The organism is Gluconobacter sp. P5E10, assembly GCF_018812145.1.
In the GTDB taxonomy this organism is placed as follows: Bacteria; Pseudomonadota; Alphaproteobacteria; order Acetobacterales; family Acetobacteraceae; genus Gluconobacter; species Gluconobacter cerinus.
In genome coordinates this window covers 364,988-381,704 of sequence record NZ_JACRVZ010000002.1, presented here as the reverse complement: position 1 = coordinate 381,704, position 16,717 = coordinate 364,988, and the positions used below count along the sequence as shown (strand labels likewise).

13 protein-coding genes are annotated in these 16,717 nt (G+C 50.8%); 8 read left to right on the top strand and 5 right to left on the bottom strand.

Going from position 1 to position 16,717, the window contains the following annotated elements; genetic code table 11:
- The first annotated feature begins 143 nt into the window (after nt 1–143).
- The 4 genes from KP707_RS05745 to KP707_RS05730 all read left to right on the top strand — a co-directional run bounded on the left by KP707_RS05745 (nt 144) and on the right by KP707_RS05730 (nt 5,952).
- Nucleotides 144–776, top strand: a complete 633-nt coding sequence (locus KP707_RS05745; protein ID WP_046900504.1) for a TetR/AcrR family transcriptional regulator — start codon at nt 144–146, stop codon at nt 774–776.
- 157 nt (nt 777–933) lie between these two features.
- Complete coding sequence (locus KP707_RS05740; RefSeq protein ID WP_211502428.1) at nt 934–2,088, top strand: Xaa-Pro peptidase family protein; 1,155 nt, start codon at nt 934–936, stop codon at nt 2,086–2,088.
- Between the two features lie 72 nt (nt 2,089–2,160).
- Nucleotides 2,161–3,504: an MFS transporter gene (locus KP707_RS05735; protein WP_211502427.1), complete on the top strand. Its 1,344-nt coding sequence runs from the start codon at nt 2,161–2,163 to the stop codon at nt 3,502–3,504.
- Between the two features lie 99 nt (nt 3,505–3,603).
- Complete coding sequence (locus KP707_RS05730) at nt 3,604–5,952, top strand: TonB-dependent receptor (protein ID WP_211502426.1); 2,349 nt, start codon at nt 3,604–3,606, stop codon at nt 5,950–5,952.
- Between the two features lie 57 nt (nt 5,953–6,009).
- Here KP707_RS05730 and KP707_RS05725 read toward each other — a convergent pair whose 3' ends face one another.
- A complete protein-coding gene (locus KP707_RS05725) occupies nt 6,010–6,777 on the bottom strand; it encodes a helix-turn-helix domain-containing protein (protein ID WP_249202808.1) in 768 nt (255 codons plus the stop codon).
- 43 nt (nt 6,778–6,820) lie between these two features.
- On the opposite strand from KP707_RS05725, the gene KP707_RS05720 reads away from it, so the two are divergent.
- On the top strand, nt 6,821–7,294 hold the full coding sequence (locus KP707_RS05720; RefSeq protein WP_249202807.1) for a nuclear transport factor 2 family protein: 474 nt from the start codon (nt 6,821–6,823) through the stop codon (nt 7,292–7,294).
- A gap of 138 nt (nt 7,295–7,432) precedes the next feature.
- On the opposite strand, the gene KP707_RS05715 is transcribed toward KP707_RS05720, so the two are convergent.
- The 4 genes from KP707_RS05715 to KP707_RS05700 form a co-directional block, all read right to left on the bottom strand.
- Nucleotides 7,433–8,371, bottom strand: a complete 939-nt coding sequence (locus tag KP707_RS05715; protein WP_211502424.1) for a metallophosphoesterase — start codon at nt 8,369–8,371, stop codon at nt 7,433–7,435.
- A gap of 19 nt (nt 8,372–8,390) precedes the next feature.
- Nucleotides 8,391–10,925: a TonB-dependent receptor gene (locus KP707_RS05710; protein WP_211502423.1), complete on the bottom strand. Its 2,535-nt coding sequence runs from the start codon at nt 10,923–10,925 to the stop codon at nt 8,391–8,393.
- A 91-nt stretch (nt 10,926–11,016) separates the two neighbouring features.
- Nucleotides 11,017–11,919 (bottom strand): DUF4880 domain-containing protein, encoded by a 903-nt coding sequence (locus KP707_RS05705; protein ID WP_211502422.1) that lies wholly within the window; start codon nt 11,917–11,919, stop codon nt 11,017–11,019.
- Nucleotides 11,920–11,924: 5 nt separating this feature from the next.
- Nucleotides 11,925–12,407, bottom strand: a complete 483-nt coding sequence (locus KP707_RS05700; protein WP_046900512.1) for an RNA polymerase sigma factor — start codon at nt 12,405–12,407, stop codon at nt 11,925–11,927.
- Nucleotides 12,408–13,052: 645 nt separating this feature from the next.
- Here KP707_RS05700 and KP707_RS05695 point away from each other — a divergent pair.
- The 3 genes from KP707_RS05695 to KP707_RS05685 all read left to right on the top strand — a co-directional run bounded on the left by KP707_RS05695 (nt 13,053) and on the right by KP707_RS05685 (nt 16,717).
- Nucleotides 13,053–13,535 carry a hypothetical protein gene (locus KP707_RS05695; protein ID WP_211495610.1) on the top strand — a complete coding sequence of 161 codons (483 nt, stop codon included), beginning with the start codon at nt 13,053–13,055 and terminating at the stop codon, nt 13,533–13,535.
- Between the two features lie 15 nt (nt 13,536–13,550).
- Nucleotides 13,551–14,954, top strand: coding sequence for a PLP-dependent aminotransferase family protein (locus KP707_RS05690; RefSeq protein ID WP_211502421.1), 1,404 nt, complete (start codon nt 13,551–13,553; stop codon nt 14,952–14,954).
- A gap of 380 nt (nt 14,955–15,334) precedes the next feature.
- Nucleotides 15,335–16,717, top strand: a complete 1,383-nt coding sequence (locus KP707_RS05685; protein ID WP_211502420.1) for a sugar porter family MFS transporter — start codon at nt 15,335–15,337, stop codon at nt 16,715–16,717.

Genomic DNA, 16,717 nt, shown 5'->3' with positions numbered 1-16,717 from the left:
GCCTAGAACAGCAATCCTAAGAAAGTGTTGATTGGAAGAAGCGTTGGCGAATGGAATTGAAGAGGAATTTCCGGAAGCGGAAGCTTCACTGTAAGAGAATTTCCTATCGTTGATTTTGGCATCAGGGGCCTGTCTGTAATCTCATGAGTGTTTCTTCCGTCCCCGTGCGGCGGCGTACGCAGGCTGATCGTAGCGCCTCGACGCGAGCCAAGGTTGTGCAAGCGGCCGTCAATCTGCTTCAGACGCAGGGCTATGCCGCGACAACAATACAGCGCATCGCAAAAGCGGCGGGTGTCAGTCTTGGGGCGTTGCAGCACCACTTCCCCACAAAATCACTGATTATGGCCACGGTCCTGCGTCATTATGCTCTTAAGCGCGCGCGCCTCTACAGGCAGGCCATCAGCAACAAGGAAACACCTGAGCAGCGTGTTGATGCCATGCTGGATACGATGTGGGCACTCGTGACCGCCGGGCCGGAATTTATTGCGACGGTGGAAATAGAGCTGGCAAGGCGAAGCGATCCGGATTTGGAAGAAGTGACGGCTCCGGTTCTCGCCCGCATTGACCAGTTCATGACGCGGTGGTTGTCCGGAAAGCGGGGTGTGGCGCCCAGTCAGGAGTTTATTGATCTGCGACTTCTGAATGCTGCGCTTTTGCGCGGGTTAGCAGTTGAAACGGCACGAGGTATTCCGCTGGAGGATCTCTATCGCTCCTTTGAAGTCTGGCGCAGATTTGCCCGCGAAGAATTCCTTCGAATTGCCTTGAAAACTCCCTGATTGAGAGGGCTGGAAACGTCCTGCACGGACAGGGTCGAATCATTCCGATACGCAAATAATTTATCTTGACGCACAACAAACAAGTAGGTTGTATTGCTTTTATAAGAATTTGAATGGGAGCGTTGAGAGACCTCCCTCCAGCACAACAGGGTCAGACATGACAATGCCGCCTCTTACTGCTTTGCAGGTTTCTCCCGCCGAAATGGCCGAACGCCATAAGAAGGTCCGGGAAAAAATGGAGGCAGCCGGCCATGCGGCGTATGTCTCTTTTGATCCCGACAACATTTATTACCTGACAAATTTCGCTAATTTCGTTCATGAGCGTCCATTTGTACTGGTTCTGACTGCCTCTGACGCGACGTTCATTGTCCCCAGGCTTGAGATCCCGCATGTGGAGCGGCACAAGGTTGGTGCCCTGACACTTGCGGAGTATGCCGAGTTCCCAGCGCCTGCTGGAGCACAATGGTCTGATCGTCTGGCGAGCATTCTGCCAGCACAGGGTACAATCGGTATTGAGGCTGCCTGTCCGGCTTATTTGCAGGCAGCGATCGGACCTCGGTGCCAGATCCTGAATATCGTCGATGACGTCCGGCAGATTAAGTCTGCCCATGAGATTTCACGTATCGCGTGGACAAGTGACGTGATGACCAAGGCTCTTGCCATGATGATGGGCAAGGTCAAGCCAGGTGTGATGGTGGCTCAGGCCATTTCAGACGTGACACCCTATTTTTACCACCGCTGCCTGACGGAAGCACCGGCTTATAATGTCATGTCCAGCAAGGCCGCCGGTCTTATCCAGCCACCTGCTTATACAGACGATCCGCATAATTTTTCATGCCTGACCGCACCTTGTGAACCAGGAGGCCCGTTCATGGGGCTTATTGCGGGGCGCATTAATGGATATGGCGCGGAAATCGAGCGAACGTTCTTTCTGGATCATATCCCCGAAGACGCGAAACGTCCCTTCGATACCATGATGGAAATGCGCCATACGGCATACGGCATGCTTAAGCCGGGTGCGATTGGTTCCGAAATTGATGCGGCCTGCCAGGCTATTGCGCATCGCGCGGGTTATGACACGCCGCTCCACCGAACTGGTCATAGTTTCGGCGTTACCAGTCATGAAGCTCCGTTCCTTGCTCTGGGTGAAGATAACGTCATTCAGCCGGGTATGATTTTCAGTGTTGAGCCAGGAATTTACATCAAAGGGCAGGGTGGATACCGGCATTCGGATACAGTTCTGATCACTGCATCCGGATACGAAATACTCACAAAATATCCCGATGAAAAAGAAAATCTCATCGTTCGTTAGGCCTGAGGCACACGCTGATTTTTCCTGACGAAGTTTGTTTTTTCATTCTCCCTTGTGTCGGGAACGCTATCGATGACTATTTCAGAACGGCTGGAGCAGCTTCCGTTTTCCCGCTTTCATTACAAGCTCCTTCTGGTGGGAGGAGCAGGGTACTGCTTTGACGGGCTTGATGGAGCCATTCTGGCATTCGTGATGCCTGCCATTCAGCATTTATGGGGCCTATCCCTGTCACAGTTGGGGCTATTGGGCAGCTCCGCGTTTTTGGGATATTTCATTGGTGCGCTGTGTGCCGGTTTGATTGCAGACAGATGGGGCCGCCGATCTGTCATGATGTGGGCTTTGGCCTGCTATTGTCTGGGATCTTTGGCTTCGGCCTTCTGTACAAACTGGCACAGCTTTATTCTGACACGGATGATCGCGGGTCTTGGGACTGGCGCTGAATCCGCCATTATCGCTCCATATCTTTCAGAATTTGTGCCGCGCCGTTATCGCGGAGCCTTTACTGGTGCTCTGGCCGGCTTTTTCTCGTTTGGCTTCGTTGCTGCGGCTCTGCTGGGATACGCCCTGATCCCGGGATCAGCGGACGGGTGGCGTTGGGCGCTGGCTCTGACAGCCTGTCCGGTGATTTTGCTCCTTTGGTGGCGCAGATCTCTGCCAGAATCTCCCCGCTGGCTTCAGATCGTCGGGCGTGGACAGGAAGCTCATGCTGTTCTCAGTGGCATCGAAAGAGAACTAGGGCGCCCATCGGTGGCTTATGAGGCAGAAAGCGCGCCATCATCACCATGCACGCGTATGTCCAAGCAATTCACGCAGCTTTTGTCGGCACGCCTGCGCAAGGTCACCGTCATGAGCTGGCTTCTCTGGATGTCCATTACGTTCAGCTATTATGCGTTCTTTTCCTGGCTGCCTACGCTCTTGATCGCTCGGGGTTTTACTATTGCGCATAGTTTCGGTTTTTCAATCGCAATCTACGTGGCGCAAATCCCCGGGTATTTCAGTGCTGTTTATTTCAACGAAGCGTGGGGACGAAAAGCGACCATTGTGGGTTATCTAACTGCCGCGATGGTCAGCGCTCTTGGTTTAGGGATGGCGAGTTCTTCGACCGCAGTTCTTGTATCCGGCCTTCTGCTCTCCTTCTTCATGAATGGAACGTATGCCGGGGTTTACGCCTACACTCCTGAGATTTTCCCAACGTCTCTCCGCGCGACGGGCATGGGAACAGCATCGGCACTTGGTCGAGTAGGAGCGATTGCTGCCCCGCTCTTGATTGGTGCCGCATATCCCAAAGTAGGCTTTGCAGGAGTGTTTGGGCTGACCGCCGTCATTTTGTTCGGTGGCGCGCTCAGTATCCTCCTGTTCGGACCGTCCACCAAAAACCGTTCTCTGGAGGCGATTACTGGAGATTACGGCGTGTAAGTCACGTCTGCTCCACACGTCCCTCTCCACCAAGTTCGCTCATGCGAGTGCATGAAACACGCCACCTTCATAACCGGAGATATTCCGGGGAGACCTGAAATGTTCCGATATAACAATTATTTTCTTCTGTGCGGCACCGCTCTTGCCATGACGCTTTCTGTCTGTACGGAAACATCTGTCGCGGCCCCAATCACAAAGGGCGCAGTTCACAAACATGCGTCTCACCCCAAAGCTGGGGCAACTGCACAAAAGCTTGTGTTGTCTCCCGTTCAGCATAATCGACAGGCCATGCAATCTTCGCAGCCTGAGACGATTATGGTGCGGCAGACGAGAAACGTGTTTGGGCAGGCGGCGAGACAGAAGCAGGGCATTTCAGTCACTCATATCGATGCCGCGGATCTTGCAAGGCATCAGGTGACGGACGTTAAAGGCCTGATGAACCTTGCGCCCAATCTCACAGTGCAGCCTCAAGGTGCGAGTTCCAGTGTCAATTTTACATTGCGTGGGGTGGGGCTAAACGATTTTACCTCCAATAATACGCCATCCGTCATGACCTATGTGGATGGCGTAGCTTTGCCTATTGGATATATGGCAGGCGCTGCGATGTTTGATATGGCGGGTGTGGATGTCAGCAACGGGCCATCCGGTTACACGCACGGACAAACCGTGACGGCTGGTGAGATCAACGTTCAAACGGCGGACCCGACGAAGGCGCTTCACTATGGTGCGTCTGAAGATATTGCGACCTATAATCGCAGCATTACCAACCTCTATGTTTCCGGCCCCATCACCTCCAACGTGCAATACCGGATTGCTGGTTTTACTCAGCAGGGGGGAGGCTTTCAGAAAAACATCAACACAGGCCAGACTTTAGGAAATGCCAACAAAGGCGGTTTGCGCGCGAAGGTTGCCTGGCAGCCTGACGATAAGACGAACATCGTTTTTAGCGGGAACTGGATGCAGGATAATTCCCAGGCTACCGGCGTTTATAATATTCAGGATCTATCGAGAAATACGCCAGCGTACAGCAATAACAGGGACACCTCGTGGGGCTTTCGCCCGGAATTTCTCAAGTTGTCAGGCAATGAGGGACAGACAAAACCATCTTATAACAACACCTTCTGGGGAGCAGGCGTTAACATCACCCGGAACCTGGGATTTGCGAACCTGACGACTATCAGCGCATTCCAGCAGATGTACGTTCATAATCTTATGGATCTGGATGGCACGCGCTATGCAATCTATGACGTAGACGTCAACACGAATGCCAATATGTTTTCGCAAGAGGTCAAGTTAGCATCGCGCAACCCGCAGTCACGCCTTCAGTGGACGGTGGGGATGTATTATGACCGCACGCAAATGCGTTCTTCCATTTTTAATGATTATTCCCAGTCCGGGTCTCGGCCTTATGTGCAGCGGACGAGCTATAATCAGGATCAGCAGGCGTTCAGTCAGTATGGACATTTGCGCTTTGCCCTTACTAAACGGCTGCATCTTCAGGCGGGCCTGACGCATGAATCCGATGACCGTACGCTCTATAATATGCGGACTATGCGGTATAATACTCCGGCGTATCCAACGCCTTTTGACAACCGGTATGGTCGACATGGTGCTCTGACCAATCAGTTTTCCGGAATGGGCGGCATTGAATATCAGGCGTTCAATAATCTGATGTTTTATGGGTCAATTCGGAAAGGGTTCAAGCCGGGAGGGTTCACAGCCAACAATACGGTTGTTGAATCGCAGCTTAATCCAACAAAGCCGGAATCCCTTCTGGCGTATGAAATTGGTTTCAAGTCTGATTATCTGCATCACAAACTTCGTATCAATGGTGATGCATTCTGGTACGATTATCATAATCAGCAGATGATCGGTTTGGCCGTTATCCCGCGTTATGGCGTGGTCGGCCAGTACGTCAACATTCCCAAGAGCCGTATCTGGGGCGTGGAGATGGAGATTGATGCCAACCCGATCGCGGGGTTAGTCCTGCATCAACATATTGGATACGAGCGCGGGAATTATAAGGATTTCAACGCTATCGACTCAACGGCTGTCGCTCTCGCGTACATCAAGACCGGCGTGCTGAGCGCGCAGTACAAGAATTTCAATAACGTCGATATGGGAATTCCGAAGCTGACGCTTGAGGGCTCTGCGTCCTACAAGGTGAAGCTCGGTGAGGCATGGGGGCTGACGCCCTATGTCGATTACAGTTACCGCGGATCCCAGTTAAATATTCCTGGAAATAACCTTTACCGGCTGCCAGCTTATTTCCTGCTGGACGCTGGTCTGACGTTCGCACCTAAGAGCGGAAAATGGTCTGTCTCGGCCTATGCAAACAATCTGCTGAACCGCCATTACGACGTAACACGGGACACGGGTTTGAATGGTATTTTCGGCGTTCCAGGAACGCCACGCATGGTTGGTGGTCGCCTGAAAGTAGACTTCTGATCACGGCAGGTAGGTTCAATAAATTGACGCCCTTTCCTGAACAAGGGCGTCAAGGTTTTAAATCTTTTTGGTGACCCGTTTCGTGTAATCGCTTGGGGAGTATCCGGTGCTTTTCTTAAAAGCCGCAGCGAAAGCACCCAGACTCTCATAGCCTACCGCGGCAGCTACGCAGGTGACCCTCTCGCCCCGCGCCAGTTTTTCCTGCGCGCTGAGAATACGGAGCTTCTGGCGCCAGATTGAAAATGACATTCCCGTATCAGCGGTAAAATGACGCACGAAAGAGCGCAAGGACATCCCGGCAAACTTTGCCCAGTCCTGCTGTTCTCGCACATCAGCCGGATCACTGCTCAGAGCTTCGGTGACCAGCTTTAGCCTGACGTCTTTTGGGGCAGGCAATGTGACGGAACTGCAGGGGATGGAAAGCAGTTCATCCCAAAAGCTTTCAGCCAGGCGCGTTGTACGGTCATCCCATTTTTCATCAGCAATGACAGATGTCAGGCGCTCGGCTTGAGCCATTATCAAGCGCGTACTGTCCGCGACAAAAGGCCTGACCGGAAGGGATGCGCACCTATCTTCCCTGACATACAGGCTCCATCCAGAAATTGCTCCATGAGAGCGAGCATCGTGATTTGTCTTCGGTGGGACCCAGAGAAATTGTCCCGGGCCGATCAGCCAGTAAGCCCCTTCAGTTTTGACGACCATAATCCCGTGTTCCATCAGTATAATCTGGCCGGTTTTGTGGATATGAAGGTCCGTTATACGACGCTGAGGTTGGCTGATCTGTCCTGCCGATAACCACGAGATGTCAGTATCTGTGGAAAGCATCCTTGGTATGGGAGAAGATATTTTGGCGCACATGAGTCGAAATATGACCTATTTTCGAGAGCGCGCCATGTTTTTCTCCAATATGACTTCTGATGACATTCAGAAAATTAATGGAGGCTTCATGCCATTGGAGAAACACGAGCGTACAATCCGCCAGATGTTCGCCACTTTTACGGATTTCACCTCAGATATCAGTGAACTCTCCAATTTCATGACGACGGACTATCGACAGTTCGTCGATGGACAGGAGATGACGCTCGATGACCTTTGCACCCATACCATGGCTTTACGCAGCGGCCTTCGAGAACTGGATATCAGTATCCAACATCTCATCTGTAACGGCGACAGCGCGGCTACGGTGCATTTCGCGCGCGCTACACGTTATTCTGGTGAGCATAGCCTCATCAAGGTTATTGCATTCTACCGGTTTCGAGGTGCTCGTATCTGTCTCGTGGATGAACTGACGCACGTCATTGAAGGTAATCACGAAGATAAGGCATTGGGATCGCTGCAGTAATAGATTGCCTTGATGGCTTTGTGTGAAGCACATAAGAGCAAAGAGACAAATAAGCTGAGCCGCTTTCAAATCGATTGCAAAATCAGAGTGAAGGCGGCTCAGCTGGAAAACAATTCCCCAATTAAAACCAAGTTTGAGTCAGTAAGTGTTCTGAGGGGAGACGGTGTGAAATCCGTAAGTTTTATACTCCGTGCGAACGGTATTGTTTTCAACATGAACCATCATGTAGCCCTCAGGGGTTCCAAGATGTAGTCCGTGCCACCAATTTCCGCTGACAGCACCGCCAGTGATGAACTGGATGCCGTTATGTTCCACCTGTTCCAGAACGTGAGTATGGCCCTGGAAAACGGCCAGAACGTTATGTCCGGAAAGTAAGGCCAGAATTTCTCGTGTATTCACGGTGCTTAGTGCCTGGTGCTTGAAAAGAGACGGGCTTTCGTCAGCATAGGTGTAAAATGCGGTCACCATAGGAATATGCGTCGAAATAATAATCGGTGCTGTTGCGGGGACTGTCTGAAGGTAGGCTTTCAACCAGCTTACTTGCCGTGCGTCAAAGTGCCCCTCGTAATCGCGATCTGGCGTGATTGTCACGGAATCCAGAACGATGAAATGAACACCTTTATGCTCAAACGCATAATAGGTTTCGCCAAAAGCCTTACGGAAAAAATTCTTTCCGAATTCAGCATTCTGCGTTGAAGCCCCGCTCTTGGCATAGACCCCAAAACAGTCGTGATTGCCGACGGTATGGTAAACCTTTTTACCAAGTTCCTGCTCAGTCATTTCATACAGATCAAGTAGCTTATGCGCGCGAGGAAGAGAAACTTCCATTGCGTCATAAACGTGATCTCCACCCTGCAGGACAAAATCTGCTTGTTCTTTGGAGGCTGCCCGAAAGGCCATCTGACAGCCTTTCATGGCATCCAGTTCTGGCTGGAGATGCGTGTCCGTTATGAACAGGAATGAAAAAGGCTCGTGCGAGATGGCTGGCGTGCTTTGTCCAAAAGCGCCCTTGACCAGAGTGGTGGACAGCAAGGCACCTCCGGCTCCCAGAATGCCGCGACGTGATAGTGATGGCATGAGAATTTTCCTTGGCTGATCAGAAGAAATGTTTGCTCAGGGTGAAAAAGACCTGCCGTGGAGCACCGGCCTGGAGCGTCTGATAGGCCCCGGTTGGATCACTGTTCTTGAAGCCGGTGGTGCCAATGCTGGAAATGTATCCCTTGTCGAAAAGGTTCACGACGTTGACCTGTGCTTCCAGCCCCTTGAGAATTCCCGGGCGATGGAAACGATAACCGGCTGACAGGTTGAACAGGACACGCCCTGGCAGTGGAGAGTCGTTCAGGAACGTGTAGAAACGGCGGCTCATATATTGGCCACCGAACTGGCCCCAGATGGTCCCGTCGTCATAAGCGAGCTTGAAATTTCCGATGTTGCGCGGGGCAGCCACGACCTGCTTGCCCGAAATGCGCAGAATGGACCCATCAGAGCTTTTGATATTATCGTTGTAATGCGCGTCGTTATAGGACCAGGCGCCGTAGAGAGACCAGTTCCGGAAAAAGCGCCAGGTTGCTGCGGCTTCTACACCGCGAGATGTTACGCTTCCTACGTTTTCAAGCACATTCTGGTTGCCCACAATGACAGAGCTCATGGAGGAGGCCAGAAGTCTATTTTCGAAATCGACGTAATAGCCTGTCAGAGATGCCTGCACGCTGTCGTTATGGAAACGGTAGCCAAGTTCTTCTGTATTGGTTGTTTCAGGTTTCAGCTTGTTGTGGATGTACGAAAATCCAGCCTGTGTCGTTGAAAACGGCCCGGTTGAAGCTGACGCCGTATAGGCAGACATGTTGCGTGCGAAATCTGCAAAGATTTCATGATGGCGATTAAAGCGATACAGAACGCCAACCTGCGGCAGAAATCCATTGGATGCGGAAATGGAGGCATTAATCGGGTTTGCGCTCTGGGCGGTTGTTACAGAGCTGCTCGACACCAAAGATTTGAAGCCAGCATTTACACGGAGCTTGGGTGTGATTGACCAGCTGTCTTCCAAGTGGAACTGATAAACATGCGTGCGGAATGTATATTGCCACTGCACGGCAAACGGATTTTCATAAAAGCGCTGAAAATTTGATGGGGTTACCCCTTCCTGAAGTGGGTAGAGCTTTGCAGCCTGACTGAAAAGATTGTTTTCAAACCAGAAGCCGGCTTCAATTTTATGGTTCCAGCGCTGATACGCGAGACTGGTCAGAACACCTTCACGTTGCATTCGATATTCTGTTGTCGAAACAGAAAGCGGCGACCCTCCAAGGTTGGCAGGCGTGGGATCGTACGGATCAGACCACGTGCCCGGTCCACGGTCATAATGACCATAAACTGTCGTGGAGCCTGTCAGGTGCGGGAGTAGGTGATAATCGAATTTTTCATAGCCCACCATGTCCTGACGAACACCACCCCCACGATAATATGTATCGTCTGGAGATGTGTATGGAGAGGGCAGAGTTTGTCCTGCCTGGTAAGCACGGGCAATCTGTTCAGCCAGCTTATAGTTGTTGCTGATGTCGTCATGATTATAGTCAAACCGCTTGATCAGGCTGGTGGAAAGATCAAGATAATCGTCCTCGCGACGGTCATCAAAATCCAGGTAAGTGGTGGCTTTGACGGCATCGCCCAGAGGCTGAATATATTTGAAGTTGAGCTGCTGTTGCTTTTGTTGTCCCCAGCCTTTCCACTTGTCTGCATACTGATAATCATAGCTGGCGTAGAATTTTCCTCCGCCCGGTAAAATGCCACTGTTGAGTCGCACAAACCCACGCCACGTGTTCGAGCTTCCCACGGTTCCGGAAACATCCAGTCCATAATGATCTGTTGGATCAATGGACGAAAACTGGATCGTGCCGCCAAGATTACTGGTCGAGGCTGTACCCAAGCCACCGGTGCCTTGGGCAAGGGTGACTGGGCCGTTATTTTCTGTCTCCAGTGCGCGCCCAATGGCTAGGCCATTGTTGTTACGGTACTGCATGTTCCCGAGTGGAATTCCGTCCAAGGTATAGCCGAGCTGATCGGTAAAAAACCCACGAACGGTAATCTGCTGAGCCCACTCATAAGCCCCGAGGGGGTCGGAAGACTGGAAGTTGACGCCAGGTAACTCGGAAAGCACGGCTAGGGGAGAGGTCCCTGGTGCGGCTTTGTGCAACTCACTGCGTGAGAGTGTCTGAACCTGTCTTGATTGCCCTGTGCCAAGAACGACCATAGCCTCTTCACGGACGGGGGTAGACTTTTCGGCTACGGCGCGTGGAGTTTTTTTTGGCAACATACCGCCTGTTTTGACGGTGATGGCGCCGCTGACATCACGGGAAACAAGCAGGCCGCTATTCTGTGTGAGCCGCCGTAATGCCTCATCAAACGTGTATTTTCCGTTTAATGCGGGAGCTGTGCGTGATCCCAGTGCTGCCTCTGAAAACAGGATGTCCTGATGGCTGATACGGGAAAGCTCTGCCAAGGCCGAGGAAAGTGATTGCGAACCAATATGCAGTTCCAGCGAGGAGGTGGTGGCTGAAAAAGCTGAATCTGGCAGGCTTGCGAAAATCGTCGCGGCCAGCATGGCCTGTCGGAAGGACGGTCTGAGGCGAAGCATGAATGAGTCTCCGAAGCATAAAGCCGCAATGGGTGTCTGCTTCGTTGACGAATGGGAGGCGTATCCCCTCAGTGGAAAATGATCGTTGTCATTAAAGCTTAACGATCGTGATGGTCTTCTCAAAGCTGGCGCGAATGGGCAGAAAATTTTCAAGCAGGCGCGCAAAGGTCTCGTTCTGCCCAAAATGATAGAACCCTGAAATTCGCAGATTTGCAGCAGAAGGACTGATCTCCAGCTTTCTGGTCGAATAGCGGTTCATTTCATCCGCAACCTCCCTTAACGGCGTATCTCGAAATGCCAGTCGTCCACTCCGCCAAGCGAGTACATCTTCCAAAGACGGACGATCAATTAGCAACCTATTATCCGGCAAAATCGTAGCGCGTTCGCCCACCTTGAGTATTTGCGATCCGGCCATATCCGGATGTGCCAGAGCTGCTGCTCCGTTTAAAACCGTAATGGTGCTTTTAAGGGAGGACTTCGACAGATTGAACGTCCCTGGAATTAGCCCAATGTTCCACTGGTCAAGGTTTATCGTGTTACGGGCTTCACAGTTTTTGAGGTTAACTTCGACCTGCCCATACAACAGATCCAGAGTGTTTTTTTCGCTGTGAATGGCAACGGAGCTGTCACTATCCAGCAGAATTGTCATTGCAGGTGAAACGGACACCCTAATTTGTTGGCCGGTTCTGGTTGCGCGTATCGTCGCTTCTGCCGAGGCTGGAAGAAGAGCAAATGAGCCAACAGCCATCGCGATAGCGCCAGCCAGTATTTTGCGGCGGCTGAAGCGATATGCGGCGATAGTGAGTGGTGTTTCCGCAGAGTGCGAAGCGACTATTCCGGATGCACGCCAGATAGAAGAAACAAGCTCATACGCCTGCGCGTTGGCGGTATTTTGGTGATACCATACAGAAAAATGCTCGCGATCCTGCTCCGAACAATCGGGAGCATTCAAACGCGCAAACCAGAAAGCTGCCGTATCATGAAGGGTAGGCATAAATCTTAATCCAAAAGTCTTTTTGTCAGAAAGGCCAGAGCTTTGCTGATATGTTTTTCCACATTGCTAATTGAGCACCCGGAACGTTTTGCAATTTGTGGGTAAGACAAGCCTTCGAGCCGATGAAGTAGAAATATCTCTCGTGTCCGCGGGTCGAGATCTTTTATGGCGTCTTCCAATATGTCCAAGCGTTGTCGAGACATGACTGTTTCGACGGGCGTGGGTCCTGTGCAGGGAAGTTCCTTTATATCGTCGTCTTCAACGTAGGCAACGGGGCCATTCTGTTCTCGTCGATGACTGTCATAGGCCGTATTTTGGGCTGTTTTTACAAGATAGGCTTCTACATTGCGGATGTTGGATGGTTTAAGCTCCAGAAGCTTCAGAAATGCAGATTGTAACAAATCTTCAGAATCTCTGCGTCCTGTCCGGCGCTGAATTTTGGATGAGAGAAGAGACCAGCATGACTGCGATTTAACCAGTTCCGTCATCGTGTATCACTGAGGCAAAAAGCGGAAAGGTTATTCCTGGATATGGAAAACACAGGCACCTCTTCCGTTCGTGGATCAATGCTCTGCCTGCTAATGGAACGGGATGTGTTTTTGAAAGGAATATCTTCTCCTTTCTTAAAACCTTCACAGAGTTACAAAGTAAGCCAAGGTCATTATGTCGAAAGATTTTATTTTTAAGGCGCACTCGTGTGACGCTGTGAGCACAGAGTATTTTGAACTCAGAAGCTTCCGATACATACATTTTCGGTTTTCAAATGTACGATTTAAAAAATCTGTAAAATTTTTTGCGTCTTTTATTTAGAAGAGTTTGGAAGAAGGCGTACTTCAATGCGAAGATAATATTTTCATATTAAATTTCATACATAAAAAAATCATTATAAAACAATACGATATGCGAAAATATATATTTGATGGCGGCCTACGGAAATATTGTATGTCTCGATGGTGCAGATTTTTCCAGAATTGTCTTCATTTGTATTGATTTACAACGGTGTTACCTGTTTGCAGAAATTTGCATATTGGCGCTAAAGGGCAGACAATCTGCGCCAAAGAGTGGAGGCTCATGGACAGAGGATATACTGACCTCGACGCCTTGGATCGTGCTGCAGGACAGAGAATAGAATCATGATTGAGCAATTTAATAAGAGCGAAGTTTATAATAATAAAAACGTCGAAGCTGAGACGGTTCTAAAGCATCGGCTTTTTGGCATGGTTCTGGGGCTGTTCCTGGCGCATGCCTATGTAGCGCTGGCTCTTTACTACACGTACATTGACGATAAAAATCACTTCCACACAAGCTGGATGGCATTGTTTGGCTGCTTTGTCTCATCAATGATTTTTCTGTATCATATTGGTATATCGAAAGCGATTTCTGAAAAAGAAAATGGGATTTACGGGCGGTATTTCGCTCCCTTTATGTCGTCTTCGCTTTGGGGTTTCGTTTTGGTTGCTATAACCGTCATAACGATTATCCAAGGCCAGGCCTGGTTTTCACCGTATGAATATCTTGCATGGCCTTTGGCATTTGCATCCATATTCGTTGGATATTTTATTGGTCCGGCGATGGACCGCTTTTTCGGTTTTATCCTAAAGTCGCTTAGAAAATAATTAAGCGTCTTATCAATGAAAAACAAAAAATTATTAGAAAAATGGAATGAATACGTAGGCCTTTATAACGGGCCTATGTACCTCGCGATTGTAGAGGCTTTGGCGGCTTCAATCCGTAATGGTATTATTCACGGTGGTGAACGGCTTCCTACACAGCGGGAAATAGCCAGTGCCCTTGAGACAAATCTTACAACCGTAACGCGGGCATTCAGGGAAGCGCATCGTCGTGGACTGATTAATGCAACAGTAGGGCGCGGCACTTTTGTTAGGATGGGGGCCGAGGTTAGCCATTGGCGATCTCCCAAAGCGGCCATTGTTGATATGACGATGAATTTGCCGCCGATCCCCCAAAATCCTCCACTTCAACGCATTATGCAGAGTGATCTTGCGGCTCTTTTGAAGAAGCAGGATATCTCCAATCTCATGTCATACCGCGTGACAGGCGGCACACTGGAAGAGCGCCAACATGCGGTAAAGTGGATTGAGCCCGTTATTGGATCAAGACGTCCAGATGATGTGCTGGTTGTACCTGGCGCTCAGACGGCTCTTGCGGCAGCTATGAGTATTCTGGCTAGCCCTGGCGATATTATTTTGACGGATCGTATTACCTATTCAGGGATACGGACCGTTGCTGATCAACTCGGGATTATTCTTGTCGGGGTAGATGGCGACGAAAATGGGTTCATACCCGAACAATTGGAAATAGCCTGCCGACAATATCAGCCAAAAGCGCTTTATTGTATTCCCGCTATTCAGAACCCGACAACCGTAACGATGTCACTGGCGCGCCGTAAGGACGTCCTGAAGATTGTCCACGATAATCGTCTCTATGTCGTGGAAGATGATCCTTACAGTTTGCTGCACGACAATCCCATCCCTGCATTGGCCGCCCTCGACCATGGCCGTGTAATCTATATCTCTACCTTGGCGAAGGTTCTGAGCCCTGGCTTGCGAACCGCTTATGTGGCTCTGCCAAACGCCGAAATGACCAGACGCTTTACTGTTGCTGTTCGGGCGTTTGCTCTCACAAACGCAGGACTATTGAGTGCACTGACATTGCACTGGATGCAGACGGGACAGTCCAAAGAGATTTTGCGGTCTATTAAGCAGGAATTACGACTCAGGCAGTCGATCACCCGAAACATTCTGGGGGATAGCCACGGCATGGATCCCAATGGTCCACATGTGTGGTTAAAGCTTCCTGAGTGGTGGAGCAGCGTGGATTTTGTATCATATGCGCGCCATCGTGGTATCGCATTGGTCCCGAGCAATGTGTTTACAGTCGATGGTGACTTTCCGCGGCGCGCCAGAATTTCTCTCGGAAGTATCCTTGATATTTCCAATTTAGAAAATTCGCTCCATGATATCGTGACTATTCTCAGTCACAAAAGAGCTACAGATTTTTTATCGATCGTATGATGTGTAGAGCGGATGGATTCTGATCCATCTGTTGTCTGATTACCCCGTTATTGACGGGAGTTTTCAATATTCCGGGAGAACAGGCCTGTCACGCCGCTCCTCGCTGGATGGTGATCGTGGTCTCTTCCTAAAAACGGACTAGTCTTGGGAGAGCGAGCCTGATGTTCGCTTTGTCCCTGTGGTGACAGTCAAAGTTTAACCGCCAGCAATGCGGTCAGATGTGACAAACTTGCATCATCGAATGTCACATCTGGGTGATAAATAACATAAATATCATCGAAATATGAAAATACTCACTTTTATGATGTTCCTTTAGGTGCTGTAACGTTAAAGAAGCACCCACCCCGAATGACCCTGCTCACGGACGGAAGAAGACCCTAATGACGCAGTCCCTTGATGTTTCACGACGGCTCAGCGGAGAAGCGCTGACCAACTTCATCGCCACCATCTCTGCAACGGGTGGTCTGCTTTTCGGGTATGATACCGGGATCATATCGTCAGCACTTCTACAGATTCGTGAGCAGTTTCATCTCGATACGATCGGGTCCGAGATTGTAACATCCGCCATCATTCTCGGTGCGCTGATTGGCTGTCTTGGTGCAGGCGGAATCTCAGACCGGTTTGGCCGCCGCCGGACGGTCATGCTTGCTGCCGCCTTGTTTCTTGGTGGCACTGCGCTTGCATCGGCTGCTCAAGGGGTTACGGTTCTTATCGTATCGCGTCTGATTCTAGGGCTTGCGATTGGTGCCGCGTCACAGATTGTGCCCATTTACATTGCAGAAATTTCGCCACCCAACCGGCGTGGACGTCTCGTTGTTGGCTTCCAGCTTGCGATTGTTTCGGGTGTCACGATTTCCTTCCTGACAGGCTATTTTCTCCGGGACAGCAGCTGGCGGATCATGTTCGGCATCGGCATGCTGCCGGCACTGATTCTCTTTGTCGGAATGGGTTTTCTGCCCAACAGCCCACGGTGGCTCGCGCTTAAAGGGCGCACAGACGAAGCTCTTGCTGTGCTGCGTCGGGTGCGGTCTTCGGAAGAAGTTGCCCAGAATGAGCTTCAGGCCATCATAGACAACCATGATGAGCAGGCTCCTTGGTCAGAACTTGCCAAGCCTTGGGTTCGCCCTGCCCTTATCGCGTCTGTTGGTATTGCGCTGCTCTGTCAGCTGACCGGCATCAATGCGGTTCTGTACTACGCTCCAACGATCTTTGCGGATGCAGGCTTCGGACAGGAATCTGCTCTTCTGACGTCCGTTGCTGTTGGTCTGGCGATGGTTTGCGCGACGATCTTTGGTGGTTGGGCTGTCGATAACTGGGGCCGCCGGACACTGATCCTGCGTTTGCTGCCTGGTGCAGTTATTTCCCTGATCGTGCTCGGTGCAATGTTTGCTCTTCATATGAAGGGTGGTGCTGGCGCGTGGATCACGGTTCTTGCGATCATGGGTTACACGATCTGCAACACGGGTAGTCTGTCGGTTGCGGTCTGGCTGGTTGGTGCGGAGGTTTATCCGCTGTCCTGCCGTGGCAAGGGTATGAGCCTTGTCGCGGGTAGCCACTGGGGTGCAGATCTTCTGATCTCCCTGACGACTCTCTCGCTGGTTCAGGGGCTGGGTGCGCACATGACGTTCTGGCTCTTCGCCCTCGTCAATGCAGCGGCATTCCTGTTCGTGCTGCGCTACGTGCCGGAAACCAAAGGACAGTCTCTGGAGCAACTTGAAATGAGCCTTCGAAACGGAACCTTTGCCCCCGTTCACAAGTCCTGA